The sequence below is a fragment of the Xanthomonas sp. BRIP62418 genome (assembly GCF_003993495.1).
Classification (GTDB): domain Bacteria; phylum Pseudomonadota; class Gammaproteobacteria; order Xanthomonadales; family Xanthomonadaceae; genus Xanthomonas; species Xanthomonas euroxanthea.
This window is the reverse complement of sequence record NZ_QEZG01000028.1, coordinates 335,406-360,212: the sequence shown is the minus strand read 5'-3', so window position 1 is coordinate 360,212 and position 24,807 is coordinate 335,406. Positions and strand designations below refer to the sequence as shown.

Sequence of the window (24,807 nt, the reverse complement as noted above, 5' to 3'; positions counted from 1 at the left end):
GAGCTTTCGATGTCCACCACGCTTCCCGATGTTGCCGTTACCGAACCGTCCACAGCGAGTGCGCCGCTGCGCTGGGTCGGCATGCAGGACATCGCCGTGCCGGTGCGCCTGGACGATGCCGAGCCCGGCGGCAGCGTGGCCGCGCGTGCCGGCGTGCAGGTGGATCTGCCGCGCCCGGAACTCAAGGGCATCCATATGTCGCGCTTGTATCGCTTGCTGGATCGGCATCTGCAGCAGCCGGTGTCGCCGGCGATGGTGTCGCAGCTGCTGCAGGCGCTGATCGACAGTCATGCCGATTGCGGCAGCCGGGCGGCGCGGCTGACGCTGAGCTTTGAGCTGATGGTGCGGGTGCCGGCGCTGCGCAGCGAAGGACTGAGCGGCTGGCGCGCCTATCCGGTGCGCATCGATGCCCAGTCAAGCGAAGGCCGCACCCGGATCCAGTTGCAGGTCGAGGTGCTGTACGCCTCCACCTGTCCCTGTTCGGCGGCCTTGTCGCGCCAGTTGCTGAGCGGTGCGTTCTTGCAGCAACACGCAGGGCGCGATGCGTTGCCGGTCGAAGAGGTGGCGCAGTGGCTGCAACAGCACGGTTCGTACGCCACGCCGCACAGCCAGCGCAGCGTGGCGCAAATACGCGTGGAGCTGGGCGCGAGCTTGCCGCGTTTCGGTATCCGCGCGCTGGTCGGCCTGTGCGAGCAGGCGCTGGCGACGCCGGTACAGGCAGCGGTACGGCGTGTCGACGAGCAGGCGTTCGCCCGCTTGAATGGCGCCAACCTGATGTATGTCGAAGATGCCGCGCGGCGGTTGCGCAAGGTGCTGGCCGAGCACCATGCCGTTTTCCATGTGGCGGTGCGCCACCTGGAAAGTCTGCATGCCCACGACGCCGTCGCCGAAACCGACAGTGATGCCGGCATTTTTCATCCATTGGCCGAGTGAGGCGTTGCCATGCACTGCAAACATCCACGTCGATCTGCAATCGCTGCGCGCAAGTACGAGGGCGATCGCACGTGGCGCCGATGCGGACGCATTGTCGCGCAGGTCCATGTCCTGATCGGGCCGTACGTGATGTTTGTCGCGGGGTGATCGGCATCGGCCAGGCCGATGCGCCGCCCTCGCGTGGCAGCACATGCAGCCGCAGGCGTGGAGCGGGCGGCCGACTGCGCGGCTTGGTGCACGGGTGTTTGGCCCGCAACCGGCCTCAGCCAGTCGGCGCACCGGTAGATCGGATCGACGCAGTCGCCATGGGCGACATGTTCGCCGGGGCGGGGAACGGGATCATCGCGCGCTGCCCGGCCAGCGGCAGTCACCGATGCCCGAAAACGCAAAAGCCCCGCAATGCGGGGCCTTGGCGTGTTCTGCAGCCAGACGACGGTGGTGCTCCCTAGGGGACTCGAACCCCTGTTTTAGCCTTGAGAGGGCCACGTCCTAACCATTAGACGAAGGGAGCGTTTGGTGCGTCTTGTGCAGCGCGCTAGTATAGTGCGCTCAAACCCGTTGGGCAATCCTGCAACACAAGACGGAAGCGCCATCATCGAATCCTCAGTTACATCTCCGTTCACGCTGTGCGTCATCCCACGCGATCAGCACACCATTTCGCGCAAGGACATCAGCCCCAACGCGTTGCGCGTGCTGTACCGCCTGCGCGAATCGGGCTTTGGTGCCTACCTGGTCGGCGGCGCGGTCCGCGACTTGCTGGTCGGCGGCCATCCCAAGGATTTCGACGTGGCCACCAGTGCCACGCCGGAAGAAGTCAAAGCGCTGTTCCGCAACTGTCGCCTGATCGGCCGCCGCTTTCGCCTGGCGCATGTGGTGTTCGGTCGCGAGATCATCGAAGTGGCCACGTTCCGCGCCAACATCGACGATGGCAGCGGCGACCGCGAGCTGGATAACGGCCGCCTGGTGCGCGACAACGTCTACGGCACCATCGAAGACGATGCGATCCGTCGCGACTTCACCTGCAACGCCCTGTACTACGCGATCGAGGATTTCTCGGTACGCGATTACTGCGGCGGCTTCGAAGACGTGCAGGCGCGCCTGATGAAGCTGATCGGCGACCCGGAGCTGCGCTACCAGGAAGATCCGGTGCGCATGCTGCGCGCGGTGCGTCTGGCGGCCAAGTTGAACTTCGACATCGAAGCCGGCACCGCAGAACCCATCCCGCGCCTGGCCGGTCTGTTGTCCGAAGCGGCGCCAGCGCGCTTGTTCGAAGAGATTCTCAAGCTGTTCCTGTCCGGGCACGGCGTGGCTAGTTTCGAAGGCCTGGAGCGTTACGGCCTGCTTGGTGCGCTGTTCCCGGAAAGTGCGGCGGCCCTGAAATCCAACCGCAGTGGCGCACTGCGCGCCATGGTGCTGGAAGGCCTACGCAACACCGATGCGCGCGTGGCCAACGACGAACCGGTGTCGCCGGCGTTCCTGTTCGCCCTGCTGCTCTGGCCGGCGTTCTGCCGCACCTTGATGGGCCTGCAGGCGCAAGGCGTGCAGCCGGAGGACGCGCAGCGTCGCGCCGCCGACCGGGTCACCCTGCATCAACTCGAACGCGTGGCGCTGCCGCGCCGTTTCTCGCTGCCGATGCAGGAAATCTGGCTGCTGCAGACGCGGTTCTCCTCGCGCCAGCGCAAGCGCGTGTTCCGCACCTTGTCGCATCCGCGTTTCCGCGCCGCGTTCGATTTCCTGGTGTTGCGCCAGTTCGCCTCGGCCGACCATGCCGCCGATGTCGAATTCTGGCGCGAGGCACAGAAGTCCTCCGGCCAGGAACTGGTCGATGCGATCGAAACCGCGCAGGCCGATCACGCCGGCGAGGAGGATGCACCGCGCAAGCGCCGCCGTCGCCGCCGTCGCACCGGCGCGCCCGCAGGCGAATAGGGCGTGCAGACCGCCTTTGTCGGCCTGGGCGCCAACCTGGGCCTGGCCGAGGCCAGCGTGCGCGCGGCCATCGCCGCGCTGGGCGAGCTGCCGCAGTCCACGCTGATTGCCGCCTCGCGCCTGTACCGCACGCCGGCCTGGGGCCGCGAAGACCAGCCCGATTTCATCAATGCCGTGGCGCAGCTGCGCACTGCGCTGGCGCCACTGCCGCTGCTGGAGGCCCTGCTCGGCATTGAGCAGGCCTTCGGTCGGCAGCGCGTGGACAGCGAGCGCTGGGGCCCGCGCACGCTGGACCTGGATCTGCTGCTGTACGCCGACCAGGTGATCGACCTGCCGCGTTTGCAGGTACCGCACCCGCATCTGCAGGCGCGCGCCTTTGCGCTGTTGCCGCTGTCCGAGCTTGCCCCGGACGCGATCATTCCGGGCCATGGAACAGTGCGACACGCCCTGCAGGCCATCGATGCCTGTGGGCTGGAGCCGATTGGGTAGATAATGGCCGGCTTATCACCCCACGTAATGACTTCATGAGCAGCCATACCGACAGCAAGCCCTGGACCGTGCCCGCCTTGGCGCAGGCCAAGCGCGAGGGTCGAAAACTGGTCATGTTGACCGCCTACGACGCCGGTTTCGCGCGGACCTTCGATGCCAACGGCGTCGACCTGATCCTGGTCGGCGATTCGCTGGGCATGGTGGTGCAGGGGCACGATTCCACCTTGCCGGTGACCACCGCCGACATGGTCTACCACACCGCGGCGGTGGCGCGGGTGCTGGAGCAGGCACTGCTGGTGGCCGATCTGTCGTTCCAGGCCGATGCCACGCCCGAACGCGCACTGGACGCTGCCACCCAACTGCTGCAGGCCGGCGCGGAGATGGTCAAGATCGAGGGCGCCGGGCACAAGCTCGAGGTGATCCGCTATCTGGTCGAGCGCGAGATCCCGGTCTGCTCGCACCTGGGACTGACCCCGCAATCGGTGCTGCGTTTTGGCGGTTACACGGTGCAGGGGCGTGGCGAAGCCGGCGAGCAGTTGCGCCGCGATGCGCAGGCCGTGGTCGATGCCGGCGCCAGCCTGGTCGTGTTGGAATGCGTACCCACGCCGATCGCCGCACAGATCAGCGCCGAGCTGCAGGTGCCCACCATCGGCATTGGCGCCGGCCCCGGCTGCAATGGCCAGGTGCTGGTGATGCACGACATGCTGGGCCTGGACAGCGGCCACCGCCGTCCCAAGTTCGTCAAGGATTTCCTCGCCGAAGGCGGCTCGGTGGCGGGCGCGGTGCGCGCTTACGCGCAGGCCGTGCGCGACGGCAGCTTCCCCGATGCAGCGCACGCGTACGCCGCATGATCCAGACCCTGACCGATCTTTCCACCCTGCGCGCGCTGGTCACCGGCTGGAAGCGTGAGGGCTTGCGCGTGGCGCTGGTGCCGACCATGGGCAACCTGCACGCCGGCCACTATTCGCTGGTGATGCTGGCGCGCCAGTACGCCGACCGCGTGGTGTCGAGCGTGTTCGTCAACCCGACCCAGTTCGGCCCCAACGAAGACTTCGCGCGTTACCCGCGCACGCCGGAGGCCGACCTGCGCGGCCTGGAAGACGCCGGCTGCGATGCACTGTGGTTGCCTGACGTGGACACCATGTATCCGCTCGGCACCGCACTGGCCACGCCGATCCACGCGCCGGGCGTCAGCGACGTGCTCGAAGGGGTGTGCCGTCCCGGGCATTTCGACGGCGTGTGCACGGTGGTGGCGCGGCTGTTCAACCAGGTGCAGCCGGACGTGGCCGCCTTCGGCAAGAAGGACTATCAGCAGCTGGCGGTGATCCGCCAGATGGTGGCCGACCTGGCGTTTCCGATCGAGATCCTGGGCGGCAGCATCGTGCGCGAGGCCGATGGCCTGGCGATGAGCTCGCGCAACCAGTATCTGACGGCCGACGAGCGCCCACGTTCGACGCAGATCCGCAAGGTGCTGCTGCAGATGCGCGACAGCTACGCCGCCGGCACCCCGCGTGCGCAGGTCGAACAGGCCGCCACCCAGGCGCTGGAACAGGCCGGTTTCCGCGTCGATTACACGGTGGTGCGGCTGCCCGATCTGAGCGAGCCGGGCGATGGCCACACCGGCGCGCGCGTGGCCTTGATCGCCGCCCGCCTGGGCGCCACGCGGCTGATCGACAACCTGGAATTCTGAGCGGTCCAATGCCGCTGCAAGCGTCGGGTCGGGCCATGCCCGGCGCCGCCTGCGAGCCGGCGCACGGGCATGTTTGTCCAGCGCCGGCCTGAAGCACTCACCACCGGTTGTGGGGCAGGTCGGTGGACACCGGCGCTTTCCGCTAAAATGCCCGCTTTCCTTTGCCGTTGCCCGTCATGCACCTGTCCCTGCTGAAAGCCAAGATCCACCGCGCCACCGTCACCCATTCCGAGCTCAATTACGAGGGCTCGATCGCCATCGACGGCCTGCTGCTGGAAGCCACCGGCATCCGTGAGTTCGAGCAGGTGCATATCTGGGACGTCACCAACGGTGCGCGTTTCAGCACCTATGCCATTCGTGCCGAGGAAGGCAGCGGCATCATCTCGCTCAACGGCGGCGCCGCGCGTCACGTGCAGGTGGGCGATCTGATCATCGTGGCCGCCTTCGCCAGCATGAGCGAAGCCGAAGCCGAGACCTTCAAGCCCAATCTGGTATATGTGGACGGCAGCAACGCGATCACCCACACCAACCACAGCATCCCCACGCAGGCCGCATGACACACACCAACGGATTCGACGCGCTTCACGCCCACGCCCAGCGCCTGCGCGGCGCTGCCATCCCCGCATTGCTTGCCGCCGAGCCACAACGGCCGACGCAGTACGCCAGGCAGGTCGGTCCGTTGTATTTCAATTTCGCGCGGCAGAAGTACGACCGCGCCGCGCTCGATGCCTTGTTCGCCATCGCGCGCGAGCGTGATCTGGCCGGCGCGTTCCAGCGCCTGTTCCGCGGCGAGCAGGTCAATGTCACCGAGCAGCGCGCTGCACTGCATACCGCGTTGCGCGGCGACCTGACCGATGCGCCGGTGGCCTCCGAAGCGTATGCAACCGCTGCGGAAGTGCGCCAGCGCATGGGCGCGCTGATCCAGCAACTGGAAGCCACCGACGTCACCGATATCGTCAGCGTCGGCATCGGCGGCTCGGACCTGGGGCCGCGGCTGGTGGCCGAGGCCTTGCGTGCGCCGTCCGGTGCGCGGTTCCGTGTGCATTTCGTCTCCAACGTCGACGGCGCGGCAATGCAGCGCACGCTGGCCACGCTGGACCCGGCACACACTGCCGGCATCCTGATTTCCAAGACCTTCGGCACCCAGGAAACCCTGCTCAACGGCAGCATCCTGCATGCCTGGCTGGGTGGCAGCGAGCGGCTGTACGCGGTGAGTGCCAATCCCGAGCGCGCCGCCAAGGCCTTCGACATCGCGCCGAGCCGCGTACTGCCGATGTGGGACTGGGTCGGTGGCCGTTATTCGCTGTGGTCGGCGGTGGGTTTCCCGATCGCCCTGGCGATCGGCTTCGAACGTTTCGAACAACTGCTGGAAGGCGCGGCGCAGTTCGACGCGCATGCGCTCGACACGCCGCTGGAAGAAAACGTCGCCGTGCTGCATGGCCTGACGGCGGTGTGGAACCGCAACCTGCTCGGCAGCGCCACGCATGCGGTGATGACCTACGACCAGCGCCTGGCCCTGCTGCCGGCCTACCTGCAGCAGCTGGTGATGGAAAGCCTGGGCAAGCGGGTCAAGCTGGATGGTTCTGCCGTGGACAGCGACACCGTATCGGTGTGGTGGGGCGGTGCCGGTACCGATGTGCAGCACAGCTTCTTCCAGGCGTTGCACCAGGGCACCAGCGTGGTGCCGGCCGATTTCATCGGCACCGTGCACAACGACGATCCGTACGCGGAAAACCATGTCGCGCTGATGGCCAACGTGCTGGCGCAGACCGAGGCGCTGGCCAACGGCCAGGACAGCAGCGATCCGCACCGCAGTTATCCGGGCGGCCGCCCGAGCACGGTGATCCTGCTCGACGCGCTGACCCCGCAAGCGCTGGGCGCGCTGATCTCGATGTACGAGCACAGCGTCTACGTGCAGTCGGTGATGTGGGGCATCAATGCCTTCGACCAGTTTGGTGTGGAGCTGGGCAAGCAGCTGGCCAGCCAGTTGCTGCCGGCACTGAAGGGCAAGTCAGCCGACGTGGCAGACCCGGTGACGCGCGAACTGCTGGCCAAGCTGCGCGGCTGAGCCTGGCGCATGGATTGCAAGACGACGGGGCCTGCGGGCCCCGTTTTCGTTGTGCGGCGGACTAGCAGGCGTGGGATTGGGTCAAAATAGCCAAATTTCCCAAAATGGGAAGTTGAGCGTAGGCTGTGAGTCACCACCACGTGCAGGACCGTCCCATGTCTCGCCTCCAGGATCTGCCCGAGCTCGAAACATCCCCTGCCGCCGACATCAAGGTGAAGGGCTGGCCCAGCCTGATGCGCAAGGTGCGCTCGCATGGCGCGGTGGTCATCACCAACCATAATCATCCCGAGGCGGTCGTGGTGGATGCGGAGGAATACCACCGTCTGGTGAGGCAGGCGAGCGCAGCGGCGGCCGCCTCGACGCGGGCGCAATCGCTGCAGGCGTTGCAGGCCAGGTTCGACGCGCATCTGGCGGCAGTGACCGATGGCCCAGGCCTGGCCCAGGTGATCGGCAAGCCGGCACGCCGGCGCAGCAAGGTCACCCTGGGCCCGTCGCTCTAGATCGTGGGAAACATCCTGGTGCTGGCCGGCGTCAACGGCGCCGGCAAGAGTTCGCTGCTGGGCAGCGTGTTGCGGGAAGAAGGCGGCACCTGGTTCAACCCGGACGCGTTCACCCGGGAGCTGGTGGAGCAGGGGTGGCCACCGGAACAGGCCAATGCGCAAGCCTGGCAGGAGGGCGTGCAACGGCTGCGTCAGGCCATGGACGCCGGCCATGACTATGCATTCGAAACCACCCTGGGCGCGACGACCATCCCGCGCCTGCTGCGGCAGGCCTGCGCGCAGCACACCGTGGCGATCTGGTTCTGCGGCCTGTCCAGCGTCGAGCTGCATATCGAACGGGTGGCCGCGCGCGTGGCCGCCGGCGGGCATGCCATCCCCGAGCACAAGATTCGCGAGCGCTACGATGCCTCGCGTGCCAACCTGATCGCGCTGCTGCCGCATCTGGCGGTGCTGCATGTCTACGACAACAGCGTGCCCGCCGATGCGACCGGGCAGGCCGCACCGCTGCTGGTGCTGGAACTGGACCGCAACGGCCTGCAGTACCCGACCACGCCGGACGAACTGGCGCAGGTGCCCGGCTGGGCCAAGCCCATCGTGATGGCGGCGCTGGAGTTGCGGCAGTCTTGAGCCGCGCGCTCATGCACTTGCGGTCTGATCCGCTTCTCGCGCCCAGGTGCGCTCCTACTGGCCTTGCGACAGCAGCGAGACGCCACGGCGCACGCGTCGGCCTCACCCGTAGGAGCGCACCCGGGCGCGACAGGCATACCGGCAAAGCTCCTCGCGCCCAGGTGCGCTCCTACCGGCATTGCGACAGCAGCGAGAACGCCACGCTGTACGTGTCAGCTGTAACGTCACGCAGCGCTGCGGCGCGGCCCGACATCCATCGACCTCACCGGTAGGAGCGCACCCGGGCGCGACAGGCATACCGGCAAAGCTCCTCGCGCCCAGGTGCGCTCCTACTGGCATTGCGACAGCAACGAGAACGCCATGCTGTATGTGTCAGCTGCAGCGCCACGCAACGCTGCAACTGGAACGGCGGCGCCTAGGTCTTACCCAACCTCACCGCCACCGGGTCGCCGGTGAGGTAGCCCACCGCCGCGCCGAAGCGGTTCTTGTAGTTGGCGCGCACCAGGGGATCCAGTGTGGCCTTGACGGTGTCGTGCAGCGGGCTTTCCCAATCACCGGGGTGCTGGAAATTGCTCATCACGTAGGTCCAGCCGTGGATCTGGTCGACCGCATGCAGGCCGGTGGATTCGGCGCCGGCCGGCACCGACAGCAGGCGCGTGAGGCTGCCGCTGTCCACGTTGTAGGCCCACAGGAAATTGTTGACGTGCAGGCTGCTGTCTTCGCCGATGAACAAGGTGCGCAGCGCTTCTGAGAACTTGAGGTTGTCCGGGTTGGCCAGGCGCTCCGGATCGGCCAGGTTGCCCAGCGCGTCGGCCTTGGCCAAGTCGTGGCCGGTGAGCGCGGCCGGTGCGGCCATGTCGATCGGCACCCAGTCGCTGTGGATCGGCGCGCCGTGGTGGTCGCGCTGGCCGCCGCGCAGATTCAAGGCGTACACCGCGCCCGCGTCCGGGCCCTCCACCTTCACGTCGCCCGAGCCGTCGCGCATGCTGGTGACGATGTAGGACATCGCCATGTAGGCGATCTTGTCGCGGGCATTGACGGTGGTGCCTTCGAGCTTGGTGAAGCCCAGGCTGCCGCCGGCCAGGGCGGCGTAGCGGTGGGTTTCCAGATACGTGGCCGCCTTCTCCATGCCGGGCTTGATGCGGATCCAGTTGAAGGTGCCGTTGAACGGAATCTTGGTGAACGCGGCATCGCCCGGGTCGCTCAGATGCACGTCGAGGATGTCGGCGGCGGTGAGGCGGTCGGCCATGGCCTGGATCTCGGCACTGGTGGCATGGCCGAGCTTGATCCAGCGCAACGTGGCCGCGCCCGGGCCGACGCCCGAGGTCTGCTGCCACTTGCCCACGTACAGGGTGCCGGCCGACAGGTCCGCCTTGCGGTCGGCGATGAACATGAACAGCCCGCCATTGGTGGCGTCGTCGCCCATCAGCACGGTGCGCTGGTCGGGCATCACCTGCACCAGCTCGTGCGAGATACGGCCCAGGCAGTAGTGCTTGCGCACACTCCCGGTGCCGTCCGGGTGGACGGTGATTTCGGGCAGATGGCCGTAGTGATAGGGGTTGGCCTTTTCCGGGTCGCCGTACAGATGCGTGCTGTAGCTGCGAAACTGGGTATTGCCGGCCAGCGCGGTGGCGTCGGGTTCGTATTCTTCGCTGGACAGGTGGGTATTCCACGGCGACAGGCTGGCCCCGCAGGTGGTCCACAGCCCGTGCACCGGTGCCGTGTCGACGTTGTGGTACTTCACCAGCGACAGCTTGCCGGTGGCCGGGTCCTGATCCAGCGTCAGCACGGCGATCGGCGCGGGCAGGTGCCGGTTGGTGTCGTTGCCGGCCTGGTCGCGGGTGGTGTATTCGAACTGCACCACCGCGAAGACGTGATTGCCCTTGACCCCGGGCACCTTGGCATCGGGCAGGGTCAGTAGCGAGGAGCCGTCCGGGCAGTCGGAAAAGAACGGCCGTTCGGCACCGGGTTTGGAGCGGTCGATGATCGGGCGGTGCTGGATGTCGTAGTAGCCGCCGGCCAGCACGGCGCCGCCCTTGCCGTCGGGCACCTGGTCGCCGGTGACGAAGAACGGGTGGTACGCAAGCGCATACCGCTGGGTGCTGCCGTCGCTGCGCGCCACCGTCAGCGACGAGCCCACCGTGGTGGTGGCCATCGCCGCGGGGTTGGCCAGGCTGGGCGCCGGCATGCCATGGAAGGTGGCCGACACCAGCTGGGTCGGGGTGTCCGACGGCCGCAGCGGGCGTGCGGCCAATGCCGCACCGCCGAGGTGTTGCAGGGCGGCGGCGCTGGCGCTGCCCAGCGGCAACAGCGGGACAGACGCCAGCAGGTGCATCAGGCGGCGGCGGGCGGGATCGGGGGAGGCGGGCATCGAAACTCCAGGCAAAGACGACGATCAACGATGGCCGGTGGCGCATCGGCAAGCCGGTCACGCTAGGCCCGGGGTATGACAGTTGTTTGACGGCGAGCTCACCTGTTGGCGGGCATTCGAACAGGGCGCCGCAAGCGAACCCGGCAATACCTGCACCGGCGAGGTGGGCTGCGCAGTGCGGAGCCGGCATGGTGGTGCATCGCAGCAAAGTGCGCCGCCACGCAAGCCCAGGCGCCACGCCGGATTTGGCGGTTTCCCGTGGTTTGACGGGTGCTGCCGGTATTCCAAGCCTATAGCCCGGGCCAATAAGTTGCCCGTCGTTTGGCATACGAGCGCGCGGTGTTGACAGGGTAGGGGAATCACGCAAGCGTACGCCGCCTAATGGCCTGCGGCGTCACGCATCGCCGTGGGGAGAACCACCTGGAGACCTGGATCTTGGACAAGCTGCTTCGTCGTACCGCCGCGCCTGTCGCGCGTCGTGCCCTCTCTCTGGCTACCGCCGCCGCGGTGCTGATGCTGGCCGCCTGCCAAGGCAAGGACACCGCCGCCGAGGCAAGCAAGACCGCACCGGCCGCCGCGCCCGCCGAGGCGTCCACCGCCATCCATCCCGACCAGTGGCCGTCGCCGAAGTGGCCGTTCGCCCAGGACCAGGCCCTGGAGCAGCGCATCACCGATGTGATGGCCAAGATGAGTGTCGAAGAGAAGGTCGCCCAGACCATCCAGGGCGACATCGCCAGCATGACCCCGGACGACGTGCGCAAGTACCGCATCGGGTCGGTGCTGGCCGGTGGCAACTCCGACCCGGGCGGCAAGTACGACGCCAAGCCGGCCGAGTGGCTGAAGCTGGCCGACGCCTTCTACGAAGCGTCGATGGACACCTCCAAGGGCGGCAATGCGATCCCGATCATCTTCGGCATCGATGCGGTGCACGGCCAGAGCAACATCGTCGGTGCCACGCTGTTCCCGCACAACATCGGCCTGGGCGCCACGCGCAATCCGGAGCTGATCAAGAAGATCGGTGAAGTCACCGCCGCCGAAACCCGCGTCACCGGCATGGAGTGGACCTTCGCGCCCACCGTGGCGGTGCCACAGGACGACCGCTGGGGGCGCAGCTACGAAGGCTATTCCGAGTCGCCGGACGTGGTGGCCAGCTTCGCCGGCAAGATGGTCGAAGGCGTGCAGGGCACGCCGGGCACCCCGCAGTTCCTCGACGGCAGCCACGTGATTTCCTCGGTGAAGCATTTCGTCGGCGACGGCGGCACCACCGACGGCAAGGACCAGGGCGACACCAAGGTGTCCGAAGCCACCATGCGCGACATCCACGCGGCCGGTTATCCGCCGGCGATCGCGGCCGGTGCGCAGACGGTGATGGCCTCGTTCAACAGCTTCAACGGCGAAAAGATGCACGGCAACAAGGTCATGCTGACCGAGGTGCTCAAGGGCCGCATGAACTTCGGCGGTTTCGTGGTCGGCGACTGGAATGGCCACGGCCAAGTCAAGGGCTGCACCAACGAGAACTGCCCGGCCTCGTTCATCGCCGGCGTCGACATGGCGATGGCCTCCGACAGCTGGAAGGGCATCTACGAGACCGAGCTGGCCGCGGTGAAGTCTGGCCAGATTTCGATGGAGCGCCTGGACGATGCGGTGCGCCGCATCCTGCGCGTCAAGCTGCGTCTGGGCCTGTTCGAAGCCGGCAAGCCGTCCAAGCGCCCGCTCGGCGGCAAGTACGAATTGCTGGGCGCGCCGGAACACCGCGCGATCGCCCGCCAGGCGGTACGCGAGTCGCTGGTGCTGCTGAAGAACCAGGCCGGCATCCTGCCGCTGGATCCGAAAAAGCGCGTGCTGGTGCTGGGCGATGGCGCCAACGACATGGGCAAGCAGTCCGGCGGCTGGACGCTGAACTGGCAGGGCACCGGTACCAAGCGCAGCGACTACCCCAACGGCAACACCATCTGGGAAGGCCTGGACAAGCAGATCAAGGCCGCCGGCGGCACCGCCGAGCTGGCAGTCGATGGTGCGTACAAGACCAAGCCCGACGTGGCGGTGGTGGTGTTCGGTGAGAACCCGTACGCCGAGTTCCAGGGCGACATCGCCACCCTGCTGTACAAGCCGGGCGACGAGAGCGAGCTGGCATTGATCAAGAAGCTCAAGGCCGAAGGCATTCCGGTGGTGGCGGTGTTCCTGAGCGGGCGCCCGTTGTGGATGAACCAGTACATCAATGCGGCCGATGCGTTCGTCGCCGCCTGGTTGCCGGGTTCCGAAGGCGAGGGCATTGCCGACGTGCTGCTGCGCAAGGCCGATGGCACGGTGCAGAACGACTTCAAGGGCAAGCTGAGCTTCTCCTGGCCCAGGACCGCGGTGCAGTTCGCCAACAACGTCGGCCAGAAGGATTACGACCCGCAGTTCAAGTTCGGCTTCGGCCTGACCTATGCCGACAAGGGCGACCTGGCCGCGCTGCCGGAGGAATCGGGCGTGTCCGGCGAGCAGTCGGTGGGCGGGGTGTACTTCGTGCGCGGCAAGCCGGCGCTGGGCATTGCGATGCAGCTGTCCAACGCCGGCCAGGCCAACATGCCGGCGACCACGCTGCCGGTGGGTCTGTCCGATGGCAGCCTGAAGATGACCGCCGTCGATCACAAGGCGCAGGAAGATGCGCGGCGCCTGGTGTGGTCCGGTGCCAAGGCCTCCAGCGTATTGCTGGTGTCCGGCAAACCGGTCGACGTCTCGCGCGAGAGCAACGGCGATGTGCAGCTGCAGCTGACCGTGCGCCGCGACAGCGCGGTAACTGGGCCGGTATGGCTGGGCGTGGGCTGTGGCGACAAGTGCGGCGGCCGTGTCGATGCGCAGAAGACCCTGGCCGCGCTGCCGCAGGGCCAGTGGAAGGTGCTGGGCGTGCCGCTGAAGTGCTTTGCGGTGGCCGGTGCGGACGTGACCAAGCTGACCCAGGTCGCCAGCATCGAAAGCGCTGCGGCGCTGGATCTGTCGGTGTCGAAGATCGCGCTGGGCGCGCTCAACGAAGCCGAAGTCACGCTCGACTGCCCGGTCAAGTAAGCAGCACACCCGCAGGCGCGCCTGCGGGTGTGTCCAGGTAATCAGGACACACGCGTCGCCGGTCCCGGCGACGTGCTACAGCGGCCACCCTCAGCGGTGGTGTCATCAGCCGCCGCGGGACGCGTGCGTCGATAGGCCGGGAAGGCCTGCAGCTGCGGTTCGCCGCGCTGCCGCCACGCACGCGGTGCGGGCGGCGGCAGTCTGCAGGCCTGTCCGCTCCACGACGCGCCGCCCAGAGCCAGACAGGAGAGTGCAGTGGGTTTGGCGACGTTGGATATCGTGATTGTGCTGGTCTATCTGACCGGCATCTTCGTGCTCGCGCAGTGGGTCTCGCGCGAGAAGGCCGGTCACACCAAGAGCGCCGAGGATTACTTCCTGGCGAGCAAGTCGTTGCCGTGGTGGGCGATCGGTGCCTCGCTGATTGCCGCGAACATTTCGGCCGAACAGATCATCGGCATGGCCGGTTCCGGCTATGCGATCGGCCTGGCGATCGCGTCCTACGAGTGGATGGCGGCGCTGACGCTGCTGATCGTCGGCAAGTTCTTCCTGCCGATCTTCCTGCGCAACGGCATCTACACCATGCCGCAGTTCCTGGAACAGCGCTACGGCAAGTGGATCCGCACGCTGATGGCGGTGTTCTGGCTGCTGCTGTACGTGTTCGTCAATCTCACCTCGATCCTGTGGCTGGGCTCGATCGCGGTCAGCCAGGTCACCGGCATGGACCAGACCCTGGCGCTGGCGTTGATCGGCGTGTTCGCCCTGGTCTACCAGCTGTATGGCGGGTTGAAGGCGGTGGCCTTGACCGACATCGTGCAGGTCACGCTGCTGGTGCTGGGCGGCCTGCTGGTGGCCGGGCTGACCCTGGCACGGATCGGCGATGGTGCCGGCGTGCTGGCCGGCTTCAAGCACCTGTGGAGCGCGCACCCCGAGCACTTCCACATGATCCTGAGCAAGGACAACCCGTTCTACAAGGACCTGCCCGGCCTGAGCGTGTTGCTGGGCGGCCTGTGGGTGATGAACATCAGCTACTGGGGGTTCAACCAGTACATCATCCAGCGCGCGCTGGCGGCCAAGAACATCGGCGAGGCGCAGAAGGGCATGGTGTTCGCCGCGTTCCTGAAGCTGCTGATGCCGTTGGTGATCGTGGTGCCGGGCATTGCCGCAGTGGTGCTGGCGCCGGACCTGGCCAAGCCCGACCAGGCCTATCCGACCATGATGCAGCTGTTGCCGACCGGCATCCTGGGCCTGGTGTTCGCGGCGCTGGTGGCGGCGATCGTGGCCTCGCTGGCCTCCAAGATCAACTCGGTGGCGACGATCTTCACCCTGGATTTCTACGCCAAGTTCCGGCCGCAGACCGAGCAGAAGCAGCTGGTGCGCGTGGGCCGCATCGTGGCCATCGTGGCGGTGATCATCGGCATCCTGACCGCGCGGCCGTTGCTGGGCAACTTCGACCAGGGGTTCCAGTTCATCCAGGAATTCACCGGCTTCTTCACCCCGGGTGTGGTGGTGATCTTCATGCTTGGCCTGTTCTGGAAGCGCGCCAACGAAGCCGGCGCGCTGACCGCGGCGATCGGCTCGGTGGTGCTGTCGTTCGCGCTCAAGTTCGCCTGGCCGGAACTGCCGTTCATGGACCGCATCGGCGTGGTGTTCGTGGCCGCGCTGGTGCTGGCGGTGCTGGTGTCGTTGATGACCGCCCCGACCCAGGCACGTGATCTGATCCGCACCGACGATGTGGCCTACGGCACCACGCTGGGCTTCAAGATCGGTGCGATCGGGGTGGTGGCGATCCTGGTCGCGCTGTACGCGGTGTTCTGGTAATCGATCGGACCGCACGCTGAGATCAGCCGTGCATATGCGGCGCGACACGCAGGTGTCGCGCCGCATTGCGTTTGGACGTTGTGCGGTTGCCGCTTACACCCGCGCCGCCGCCAGGCTCGCAGCGAGCAGGTTGACCGGTGCTTCGAACTGCTCGTGCCACGGCGTCTGCAGCCAGGTTTCCAGTGCGGCCGCCGGCATCGGTTTGGCGATCCAGTAGCCCTGGCCTTCGTCGCAGCCCCAGGCGCGCAACTGCGTGTAGGCCTCCGCCGATTCAATGCCTTCGGCGACCACGCGCTGGCCCAGGCTGTGGCCGAGCTGGATCATGGCCGGCACCAGGGTGCGGTCGGTGCGGTTGTCCGGCAACGAGCGGATGAAGGACTGATCGATCTTCAACGAGCTGGCCGGCAGCTGCTTGAGATAGCTGAAATTGCTGTAGCCGGTGCCGAAGTCGTCGATGGCGATGTGCACGCCCAGCGCCGCGATGGCCGCCAGTTGCTCGGCCAGATGCTCGGGGTGGCGGATCATCGCGCTTTCGGTGAATTCGATCTCCAGCCGGCGCGGATCCAGCTTGTGGCGCTCCAGGCCACGCCGCAGCAGGCCGACGAAGCCGGGCCTGTCCAGGTCGGCGGCCGATACGTTCAAGGCCAGATTGAAGTCCAGGCCCTGTTGCTGCCAGCGCGCGGCCTGGGCGATGCCGTTGTCGATCACCCAGGCAGTGATGCGGTTGATCAACGCGGTCTTCTCGGCCATCGGCACGAAGTCGGCGGGCATCACCGGGCCGATCATCGGATGCTGCCAGCGCAGCAGCGCTTCCACCCCGACGCAGCGGTGATCGTGCAGGTCCACGCGCGGCTGGTAGTGCAGACGCAGCTGGCTGGAACTGTCCAGCGCGGCGGGCAGGGCCGCCAGCAGGCGGAAGGTATTGCGCTGGGCCACGTCGTGCTTGCGCTCGTACATGCTCCAGGGCGCACCGCGCTCGCGCGAGATGTCCACCGAAGTGGTCAGCGAACGGATGGTGTCGGCCGCGCCATAGCTGGTCTGCAGCGAGACCGCGCCGATCGAGGCGACCGGGGTATGCGGAATGCCCTGATGTTCCAGCGGCTCGGCAAAGGCCTTGGAGACCTTGGTGCACAGCGTGGACAACCGGTGCGTCTCGACCTGGGCCAGGAAGCCGAAGGTGGTCGGGTCCAGCCGATACAACGCGGTGCCGGCGGGCAGATAGGCCGCCAGGCGGCGCTGCGCGAGCGCCACATAGCCGTCTGCATAGTCCCAGCCCAGCGCCTTGACCATTTCGCGGAAATAATCGCTGCCGCAGATGTCGACCGCCACGGCGGTGGTGGCCGGGGCGCTGTCGCGTTGCGACAGCCAGGCATCCAGGTCTTCGGCAAAGCGCGACCGATTGGGCAGCCCGGTCGGGCCGTCGCGATAGGTGGTGCTGCGCAGGTTTTCCACCCGCAGCACCGCCAGGTCGCGCAGGCCTTCCAGTTGGGTGATCGCCTCGGCGTCCAGACCCGGGCGCGGGCTGGTTCCGATCACGCACAAGGTGCCGATGCGGTGGCCGTCGCGCAGCGTCAGCGGTGCGCCGGCGTAGAAGCGGATGAACGGCGGGCCCAGCACCAGCGGGTTGTCGCAAAAGCGCGGATCCAGTTGCGCGTCGGGCACCACCATCACCTCGTGGCTGCGGATCGCATGCGCGCAGAACGCCTGGTCGCGCGGTGTTTCCTGCGGCTCCAGGCCGATGCGGGCCTTGAACCACTGGCGATGCTCGTCCACCAGCGACACCAGTGCGATTTCCGCGCCCAGGTTGCGGGCAGCCATCGCGGCGATGGTCTCGAACACCGGATCGGGCGGCGAGTCCAGCAGGCAAAGACCACGCAGGACGGCCAACCGGGTCGACTCATCGACCTCGGGCGGAGGAGGGGAACTGACGGGAGCGAGCGCGGAATGCATGTGCTCGTATCGGCCTGAAGCGTGATCCCTTGATCGACAGCACCGGGCTTTGTTCAGTTGACGCGGTTTTCCCGCACGGTGGCCGCGGTTGAAGCGCCGCGGCGACGGCCGCGACGCGGCGGCATCAGGCAACGGCTTGGGCGACGGCTGGGCGCCAGGCCGGCGATCGCGCCGGTTCCTGCGTCATGCCTGATGCGACGGGCCGGCAGCGCCGTCGGCACCGATGCGCGTTGCTCAACATTATCGACGCCTGGCCGATCACTGGTGGTAAGCCCGCCTTGTCGTCCCACGAGCCGTAACGATTCAGCGTACCTAATTTGGTGCTTGTTCGTTGTGTGACAGGCATTGCATCAACAGCTACCGCAAATTGACACAGTGTTCACGGGCGCTGTGAGTTACGCCATCGCCCGTCATCCTCCCCGCTGCCTGGAAATCGATCGTGAAATCACCGTTGCCCCGTTTTGCCCGCCGCATGCTGCTGGTCGTTGCAGGCCTGGCATTGTCGTCTGCCGCGCACGCAGGGCTGTCGGTGTCCGGCACCCAGCTGCGTGAGTCCAATGGCAATACCGTGGTATTGCGTGGCGTCAATCTGCCGCACGCCTGGTACGCAAGCCGAACCGATGCGGCCCTGGCCGCCATTGCCGCCACCGGCGCCAACAGCGTGCGTGTGGTGCTCAGTTCCGGTTATCGCTGGAACCGTACGCCGGAGGCCGAGGTGGCGCGCATCATCGCGCGCTGCAAAAGTCTGGGCTTGATCGCGGTGCTGGAAGTGCACGACACCACCGGCTATGGCGAAGACGGCGCCGCCGCCGGTCTGTCCCATGCCACTGCGTACTGGACCAGCATCCGCAAGGCACTGATCGGCAACGAAGACCACGTCATCATCAACATCGGCAACGAGCCGTTCGGCAACCAGTTGAGCGCCAGCGAATGGGTCAATGGCCATGCAACGGCGATCGCCGCGTTGCGCAAGACCGGGCTGACCCACGCATTGATGGTGGATGCACCGAACTGGGGCCAGGACTGGAAGTTCTACATGCGCGACAACGCGGCCGCCTTGCTGGCGCGCGACAGCCGCCGCAACCTGATCTTCAGCGTGCACATGTACGAAGTGTTCGGCAGCGATGCAACGGTCAACAAGTATTTGCGCGCCTTCCGCGATAAAAAGCTGGCACTGGTGATCGGCGAGTTCGGAGGAGACCATCGCGGCGCGCAGGTGGACGAGGCGGCGATCATGCGTCGCGCCCGCGAGTACAACGTTGGCTACCTGGGCTGGTCGTGGTCGGGCAACGACAGCAGCACGCAATCGCTGGATATCGCAATCGGCTGGAACGCCACGCGCCTCAGCAGTTGGGGCCGCAACTTGATCCTGGGCGCCGATGGCATCACCGCGACCTCGCGCAGGGCGAGCGTATTCGGCCCGCGTTGAGATTGAAGCTCCACAGTCGGTAGAGCGGTCGATCCGGCGCTTGGTTGCAGGCCCTTGCCCGGCCACCATGGCGGGACACGCCGTGAATCCGTCCATGGAGGCTCTTACGCGGCATCCATGCCGCGTAAGGTCCCGCGACGGTGAGCGGACAAGGACCTATCGAGATGGTCGGTGCGCACGGTAAGAGCGGTGCTGGATGCGTCGTTCGCTCACGACGCATGGGCTCCATGTCTGATGGGCGCCGCACGACAGACAGCTCTCACAAGAGCACCGACCAACTGTTTGGTGCGGTGAGGGCGCCGCCCCCTCGACGCTGCGCGTTGGCTGCAGGGCCCTGGCCCGCCCACCATCGCGGGACACGCCGCAAGTACGTCCATGTAGGCTCCGGCGCGGCATCCATGCCGCTCAGGGTCCCGCGACGGTGAGCAGGCAAGGACCAGTTGAGATGGTCGGTGTGCATGGTAAGAGCGGTGCTGGATGCGCTCGTGACGTATCGGCTCCATGTCTGATGGGCGCCGCACGACAGACAGCTCTCACAAGAGCGCCGACCAACTGCCTGGTGCGGTGTCCTTGCCGGTTGCCGGAACGTTGGCGGCATGGATGCCGCCAACGCGCCCCTGGGGATGGGGTCACGGCGTGTCCGGCGAGCGGCGAGGGCGCTGCGCCCTCGACCGATTTGTCCTCACGGCAACTGGCCGCGTCTCAACGTCCGGGCTCGCGTAATGGCCCCGGGCTTGGCCGCTTGGTCAACTTGCGCTGCAGCGAGCGGCGGTGCATGCCGAGCAGGCGTGCGGCAGCCGAGACATTGCCGCCGGTTTCGTGCAGCGCCTGCTGGATGTGCTCCCATTGCAGGCGGCTCAGCGGTGTCATCATTTCCCGGGCGGTTTCTTCTTCGTCCGGCTCGGGCAGCTCGTCGTCCTCTTCGCCCAGTGCCCGCATGATGGTGGGGATATTGGCCGGCTTGGGCAGATAGTCGTCGGCACCGAGCTTGATGGCCTCCACGGCGGTGGCGATGCTCGCGTAGCCGGTGACCAGCAGGATGCGCATGTCGGCGCGGATCTCGCGCAACGGCTGGATCAGGCTCAGGCCGGAATCATGGCCGAGCTTGAGATCGATCAAGGCGAAATCCGGCAGGGCGCTGCGTGCGGTCGACAAGGCACTGGCCGCATCGGTGGCGGTCAGGGTGTCCACACCGCGGCGGGCGAGGCTGCGTTGCAGCGTGCGCAGGTACAAGGTGTCGTCGTCGACCAGCAGGCCGGTGCGCAGGGGAGTGCTTGTCATGCGAGTGCCTCGTGTTCGGAGAGCGGCAGACGGAAACCGACGCGGGCGCCGCTGCCTTCGGCGGGCAGCATCCACAACTCGCCCTGCAGCCGTTCGACGGTGGCATGCGACAGCGCCAGCCCAACACCCATGCCGTCATGCTTGCCGCTGTTGAACAGGGTGCCGGGCAGCATGGCTTGCGAGGTATCGAAGCCCGGACCGTAGTCGCGTACTTCGCCGCTGAGATGATCCTGCTCCACGCGCAGCGTCAGGTCGATCTGCGGCCGGCCGGCCCGTTCGCCGGCATCGGCCGCATTGTTGAGCAACACCATCAGCAGATGGCTGACCCCGGGCTGCAGCAGCAGGCGCATCGGCGCATCGTCGTTGCGACGCAGCTCGATGGTCGGGCGCACCAGCCGCCATTGTTCCAGCACGTCCTTGACCGCGACTTCGCGGCTGAGGTGGCCGTTGTCGGCCGGTGCGGCCAGCGCCAGCACGCGCTCGTGGCACTGCACCAGCAGCTCGCGCAGGGTGTCCAGATCCTCGCGCAACTCGCTCTGGTCGCACTGGTCGGCGATGTCGTCGACCAGCAGCGTCATCGTCGCCAGCGGCGTGTTCAACTCATGCGCGACCGAGGCCGCATGCGTGGCCAGCGCGACGATGCCCTCGTTGCGCGCGAAGCGCTCGCGCAGCGTGGAGATCTCGCGCTCGCGTTCGCGCATCGACAAGGCCAGCCGGGTGGCGAAGGCCAGCACCACCACCGTGGACAACAGGAAGTTGGCGGCCATGCCCCACATATGCAGGCTGAGCGGGTCGAAACTGCCGTAGGGCAGCGGCAGCCCGAACGCTGCACTGATCACATAACCGGCCACGCAGGCCGCCGCCACCGCCATCGCCCAGCCCAGCGGCAGGGCCAGCGCGGCCAGGGCGATCAGCACCAGGAACAGGGAGCCGAACGGGTTGGCGATGCCGCCGCTCCAGCCCACCATCCAGGTCAGCACCGTGACGTCGACCAGGATGTGGCCGAATTCGGTGGCCGGGCTGACCGCGCCGCGATGGGCCACCCGCAGCTGTGCATACAGGTTGAACACCGCCAGCGCGGCCACGCCGGCCCACAAGGGTTGCTGCGGCAGATCCAGGCCCATCAGCCCGGTGGCGACCAGGATGGTGGCGGCCTGGCCGGCAGTGGCCAGCCAGCGCAGGCTGCACAGGGTCCGCAGGAAGGAGGCGTCTGAGGAATTCATCACGGCAATGCTATGCGCTCGGGGGCGTGGCGGCCTGCGACAAACCGTCGCATCGGCCTGGAAGACGGCGCGCGCAGCGCTTCAGCTGTGAGCGGACCGATGACAGGCTAAAATACCGCGATGTACGACGCCGTGACTCGCCCAACCCCTCCCGCCGACGCCACCGCCTGGCCGCGCCGCATCACCCAGGCCGTCAAGATCGGCAGCGTGACCGTTGGCGGTGGCCACCCGGTGGTCGTCCAGTCGATGACCAATACCGACACCGCCGACGTCGCCGGCAGCGTCAAGCAGGTGGCCGACCTGTGGCGCGCCGGCTCGGAAATGGTGCGCCTGACCGTCAACAACGCCGAGTCGGCCGCGGCCATTCCGCGCATCGTCGACAAGCTGCGCATGATGGGGATCGAGGTGCCGTTGATCGGCGACTTCCACTACAACGGGCATCAGCTGCTTGCCGCCGAGCCGGCCTGCGCCGAAGCGCTGGCCAAGTACCGCATCAATCCGGGCAATGTCGGCTTCGGCAAGAAGAAGGATCTGCAGTTCGCGCAGCTGATCGAGTTTGCGATCAAGTACGACAAGCCGGTGCGCATCGGCGCCAACTGGGGCTCGCTGGACCAGTCGCTGGCCGCGCAGCTGATGGACGAGAACTCGCAGCGCGACACGCCCTGGGATGCCGGCCGCGTGCTGCGCGAGGCGCTGATCCGCTCGGCAGTGGATTCGGCCGAGCGCGCGGTGGAACTGGGCCTGGCGCGCGAGCGCATCATCCTGTCGGCCAAGGTGTCCGGCGTGCAGGAGCTGATCGCGGTGTATCGCGACATGGCGAGCCGCTGCGACTTTGCGCTGCATCTGGGCCTGACCGAAGCCGGTATCGGCAGCAAGGGCATCGTGGCCTCGGCCGCGGCGCTGAGCGTTTTGCTGCAGGAAGGCATCGGCGACACCATCCGCATCTCGCTGACGCCGGAGCCGGGCCAGTCGCGCACCCAGGAAGTGGTCGTCGCGCAGGAACTGCTGCAGACCACCGGCCAGCGCGCCTTCACGCCGATGGTCACCGCCTGCCCGGGTTGCGGCCGCACCACCTCCGAGTTCTTCCAGGAACTGGCCGGCGTGGTGCAGAACCATGTGCGCGCCAAGATGCCGGAGTGGAAGATCAGCAACCCCGGCGCGGAGAACATGACCCTGGCGGTGATGGGCTGCGTGGTCAACGGGCCGGGCGAATCGCGCCATGCCAACATCGGCATCTCGTTGCCAGGCACCGGCGAGGCGCCGTCGGCGCCGGTGTTCATCGATGGCGAGAAAAGCGTCACCCTGCGTGGCGAAAACATTGCCTACGAATTCATCGATCTGATCGATCAGTACGTCGAACGCACCTATGTCCGCCGCGCCGGCTGAATCGCCGGCCGGTTTCAGGGGATGGCTGCGCAGCAATGCGTGGCGCATGGCGTTGCTGTTTGCCGGCGTGCTGCTGCCGCTGGGCCTGTTCGTCGACCTGGCCGACGAAGTCCACGAACTGGAAAATTTTTACTTCGACGAGCCCCTGCTGTGGAGCATGCGCAGCATCGCCACGCCGGGGCTGGATGCGTTTTTCGGGGTGGTTTCCAAGCTTGGCTACCAGTGCGGGGTGATCCCGGCCGATATCGCCATCGTGCTGGTATTGCTGATGCTGCGGCGCTGGCGCGAGGGAACCTTTGCCGCACTCGGCTTTGCTGGCTCGGCCTTGTTGAACATGGGCGCCAAGCAGGTCTTCCAGCGCGACCGCCCCAGCCTGTGGGAATCGATCGCCCCGGAAAGCACCTTCAGCTTTCCCAGCGGGCATGCGATGGGCTCGATGACGCTCGCCGCGGTGGTCGTCTCGCTGGCCTGGAACACCCGCTGGCGCTGGCCGGTGGCCATTGCCGCAAGTGGGTTCGCGGTGCTGGTGGGGGTGTCGCGGATCTACCTGGGGGTGCATTACCCCTCCGACATCCTGGGCGGCTGGTCGGCCGCGCTGGTGTGGGTGGTCGGGCTGTATCTGGTGATGTTTCGCGGCGCGCGGCGGCCGCATTGGCGTCGCCATCCCGCTTCGACCTGAGGGCACGACCGCTTTGCGGTCGAACGCGGTCGGCGTAAGTGCGGGTACCGAAAGTGGCGCCGTGCTGCCTTTGACTCAGCGACGACTCGCACGTTCCCGGCGCCACAACTGCAGCCCGATCACGCTGCCGATCACGGCCAGCAGAATCATGTAATACGCCGGTCCCATCGGGTGCTGCTTGAGCAGCATCACCACCACCAGCGGGGTCAGGCCACCAAACACCGCATAGCCCAGGTTGTAGGCAAACGACACGCCGGACAGGCGCACCACCGGCGGAAACGCCTCGACCATGACGCGCGGGATCGCGCCCAGGACGCCGAGCGCCGCGCCCATCAGGGCATATAGTGGAAACAGCAACTGCGGATCGCCGGCCAGCCGATAGAACAGCCAGGCGCTGGCGCCCAGGAATACGCTGCCGGCAAGCAGCACGCGTCCATTGCCGTAGCGATCGGACAAGGCGCCGGCCACGATGGAGCCGGCCGCCTGCAGCAGGACCGCAAGCAGGTTGGCCTGCAAGGCGACCGCTGCCGGATAGTGATAGGCGCTCTGCAGCAGCGTCGGCGTCATCAACGACACCACCAGCACCCCGGCCGCCACCATCCAGGTCAGCCACAACGACAGCGCCACACTGCGTGGATGATCGCGCAGCACCACCTTGAGCGGCGTCTCGCGCGCCAGGGCACGCATCGCCATCAGCTCGGCGAACACCGGTGTTTCGTGCAGCCAGCGCCGCAGATACACCGAAAGCAGGCCGAAGATGCCACCGGCCAGGAACGGCAGGCGCCAGGCGCCTTCGGCGATTTCCTGCGGTGTGAAGGCGCGATTGATCGCCCCGGCACTGAGCGAGCCGAGCAACACGCCGGCTGCCAGGCCGGCCGTCAAGGTTCCGCACGCCAGTCCCCTGCGCTGTGCAGGCACGTGTTCTGCGACGAAGACCCATGCACTGGGGACTTCGCCGCCGATAGCCGCGCCCTGCAGCAACCGCATCGTCAGCAGCAGCAAGGGGGCGGCCAGGCCGATCTGCGCGTAGGTCGGCAGCACGCCGATGGCCAGCGTCGGCAACGCCATCAGCCCGATGCTCAGCGCGAACATGCGCTTGCGACCGAGCAGATCGCCGAAGTGCGCCATCACCATCCCGCCCAGCGGGCGGATCAGGTACCCGGCTGCAAAGATGCCGAAGGTCTGCAACTGCCGCATCCACTCCGGAATGCCCGGCGGGAAGAACAGCTCCCCCAGCACCGTGGCGAAGAAAATGAAGATGATGAAGTCGTAGAATTCCAGTGCGCCGCCCAGTGCGGACAAGGCCAGCGTCTTGTAATCACCGCGTGTGAGCTGGCTTGCTGGTGCAGTGCCTGTTGCTGGACGGGTCTTCAAGGCATGACATCCTGT

Annotated in this window: 19 protein-coding genes and 1 tRNA gene; 14 read left to right on the top strand and 6 right to left on the bottom strand. The window is 66.9% G+C overall.

The features are described from left to right. Nucleotides 1–9: 9 nt before the first annotated feature. Complete coding sequence (folE2, locus tag EO174_RS06490) at nt 10–933, top strand: GTP cyclohydrolase FolE2 (RefSeq protein ID WP_126943189.1); 924 nt, start codon at nt 10–12, stop codon at nt 931–933. A gap of 436 nt (nt 934–1,369) precedes the next feature. Here folE2 and EO174_RS06485 read toward each other — a convergent pair. Continuing rightward, a tRNA-Glu gene (locus tag EO174_RS06485) sits at nt 1,370–1,444 on the bottom strand. A 47-nt stretch (nt 1,445–1,491) separates the two neighbouring features. Here EO174_RS06485 and pcnB point away from each other — a divergent pair. The 8 genes from pcnB to EO174_RS06445 all read left to right on the top strand — a co-directional run bounded on the left by pcnB (nt 1,492) and on the right by EO174_RS06445 (nt 8,233). Next, complete coding sequence (pcnB, locus tag EO174_RS06480; protein WP_126943264.1) at nt 1,492–2,859, top strand: polynucleotide adenylyltransferase PcnB; 1,368 nt, start codon at nt 1,492–1,494, stop codon at nt 2,857–2,859. A 3-nt stretch (nt 2,860–2,862) separates the two neighbouring features. Continuing rightward, entirely contained in the window at nt 2,863–3,348 is a 486-nt protein-coding gene (gene folK, locus EO174_RS06475; RefSeq protein ID WP_126943186.1) for a 2-amino-4-hydroxy-6-hydroxymethyldihydropteridine diphosphokinase, read from the top strand. A 35-nt stretch (nt 3,349–3,383) separates the two neighbouring features. Then, the gene (gene panB / locus EO174_RS06470) at nt 3,384–4,199 is read left to right on the top strand and encodes a 3-methyl-2-oxobutanoate hydroxymethyltransferase (RefSeq protein ID WP_126943183.1); all 816 of its coding nucleotides are present in this window, start codon (nt 3,384–3,386) and stop codon (nt 4,197–4,199) included. Beyond that, nucleotides 4,196–5,038, top strand: coding sequence for a pantoate--beta-alanine ligase (gene panC, locus EO174_RS06465; protein ID WP_126943180.1), 843 nt, complete (start codon nt 4,196–4,198; stop codon nt 5,036–5,038). The genes panB and panC overlap by 4 nt, the downstream gene beginning before the upstream one ends. A gap of 176 nt (nt 5,039–5,214) precedes the next feature. Then, nucleotides 5,215–5,595, top strand: a complete 381-nt coding sequence (gene panD / locus EO174_RS06460) for an aspartate 1-decarboxylase (RefSeq protein ID WP_115676801.1) — start codon at nt 5,215–5,217, stop codon at nt 5,593–5,595. Further along, entirely contained in the window at nt 5,592–7,106 is a 1,515-nt protein-coding gene (gene pgi, locus EO174_RS06455; protein WP_126943177.1) for a glucose-6-phosphate isomerase, read from the top strand. Before panD ends, pgi begins: the two co-directional genes overlap by 4 nt. A gap of 155 nt (nt 7,107–7,261) precedes the next feature. Next, nucleotides 7,262–7,606 (top strand): type II toxin-antitoxin system prevent-host-death family antitoxin, encoded by a 345-nt coding sequence (locus tag EO174_RS06450; protein ID WP_126943174.1) that lies wholly within the window; start codon nt 7,262–7,264, stop codon nt 7,604–7,606. A 3-nt stretch (nt 7,607–7,609) separates the two neighbouring features. Further along, nucleotides 7,610–8,233 (top strand): AAA family ATPase, encoded by a 624-nt coding sequence (locus EO174_RS06445; RefSeq protein WP_126943171.1) that lies wholly within the window; start codon nt 7,610–7,612, stop codon nt 8,231–8,233. Nucleotides 8,234–8,648: 415 nt separating this feature from the next. Here the strand turns inward: EO174_RS06445 and EO174_RS06435 are convergent, their stop codons facing one another. Then, complete coding sequence (locus EO174_RS06435; RefSeq protein WP_126943168.1) at nt 8,649–10,604, bottom strand: alkaline phosphatase PhoX; 1,956 nt, start codon at nt 10,602–10,604, stop codon at nt 8,649–8,651. Between the two features lie 435 nt (nt 10,605–11,039). Here EO174_RS06435 and EO174_RS06430 point away from each other — a divergent pair, with 435 nt between their 5' ends. Together EO174_RS06430 and EO174_RS06420 are read left to right on the top strand one after the other, a co-directional pair. Further along, nucleotides 11,040–13,652 (top strand): exo 1,3/1,4-beta-D-glucan glucohydrolase, encoded by a 2,613-nt coding sequence (locus EO174_RS06430; RefSeq protein ID WP_126943165.1) that lies wholly within the window; start codon nt 11,040–11,042, stop codon nt 13,650–13,652. A gap of 255 nt (nt 13,653–13,907) precedes the next feature. After that, nucleotides 13,908–15,470 carry a sodium/sugar symporter gene (locus EO174_RS06420; protein WP_104582942.1) on the top strand — a complete coding sequence of 521 codons (1,563 nt, stop codon included), beginning with the start codon at nt 13,908–13,910 and terminating at the stop codon, nt 15,468–15,470. Between the two features lie 93 nt (nt 15,471–15,563). Here the strand turns inward: EO174_RS06420 and EO174_RS06415 are convergent, their stop codons facing one another. Continuing rightward, nucleotides 15,564–17,420 carry an EAL domain-containing protein gene (locus tag EO174_RS06415; protein WP_126943162.1) on the bottom strand — a complete coding sequence of 619 codons (1,857 nt, stop codon included), beginning with the start codon at nt 17,418–17,420 and terminating at the stop codon, nt 15,564–15,566. 472 nt (nt 17,421–17,892) lie between these two features. Between EO174_RS06415 and EO174_RS06410 the strand changes: the two genes are divergently transcribed. Next, on the top strand, nt 17,893–18,849 hold the full coding sequence (locus EO174_RS06410) for a glycoside hydrolase family 5 protein (RefSeq protein WP_104648599.1): 957 nt from the start codon (nt 17,893–17,895) through the stop codon (nt 18,847–18,849). 702 nt (nt 18,850–19,551) lie between these two features. Here EO174_RS06410 and EO174_RS06395 read toward each other — a convergent pair. Next, on the bottom strand, nt 19,552–20,130 hold the full coding sequence (locus EO174_RS06395; protein ID WP_104585309.1) for a response regulator transcription factor: 579 nt from the start codon (nt 20,128–20,130) through the stop codon (nt 19,552–19,554). Next, complete coding sequence (locus tag EO174_RS06390; RefSeq protein ID WP_164739365.1) at nt 20,127–21,353, bottom strand: ATP-binding protein; 1,227 nt, start codon at nt 21,351–21,353, stop codon at nt 20,127–20,129. Before EO174_RS06390 ends, EO174_RS06395 begins: the two co-directional genes overlap by 4 nt. A gap of 120 nt (nt 21,354–21,473) precedes the next feature. Here EO174_RS06390 and ispG point away from each other — a divergent pair, with 120 nt between their 5' ends. Then, entirely contained in the window at nt 21,474–22,739 is a 1,266-nt protein-coding gene (ispG, locus tag EO174_RS06385; RefSeq protein ID WP_126943153.1) for a flavodoxin-dependent (E)-4-hydroxy-3-methylbut-2-enyl-diphosphate synthase, read from the top strand. Continuing rightward, complete coding sequence (locus tag EO174_RS06380) at nt 22,720–23,418, top strand: phosphatase PAP2 family protein (protein ID WP_126943150.1); 699 nt, start codon at nt 22,720–22,722, stop codon at nt 23,416–23,418. Before ispG ends, EO174_RS06380 begins: the two co-directional genes overlap by 20 nt. 75 nt (nt 23,419–23,493) lie before the next feature. On the opposite strand, the gene EO174_RS06375 is transcribed toward EO174_RS06380, so the two are convergent. Then, nucleotides 23,494–24,792, bottom strand: a complete 1,299-nt coding sequence (locus tag EO174_RS06375) for an MFS transporter (RefSeq protein WP_126943147.1) — start codon at nt 24,790–24,792, stop codon at nt 23,494–23,496. Nucleotides 24,793–24,807: the final 15 nt, after the last annotated feature.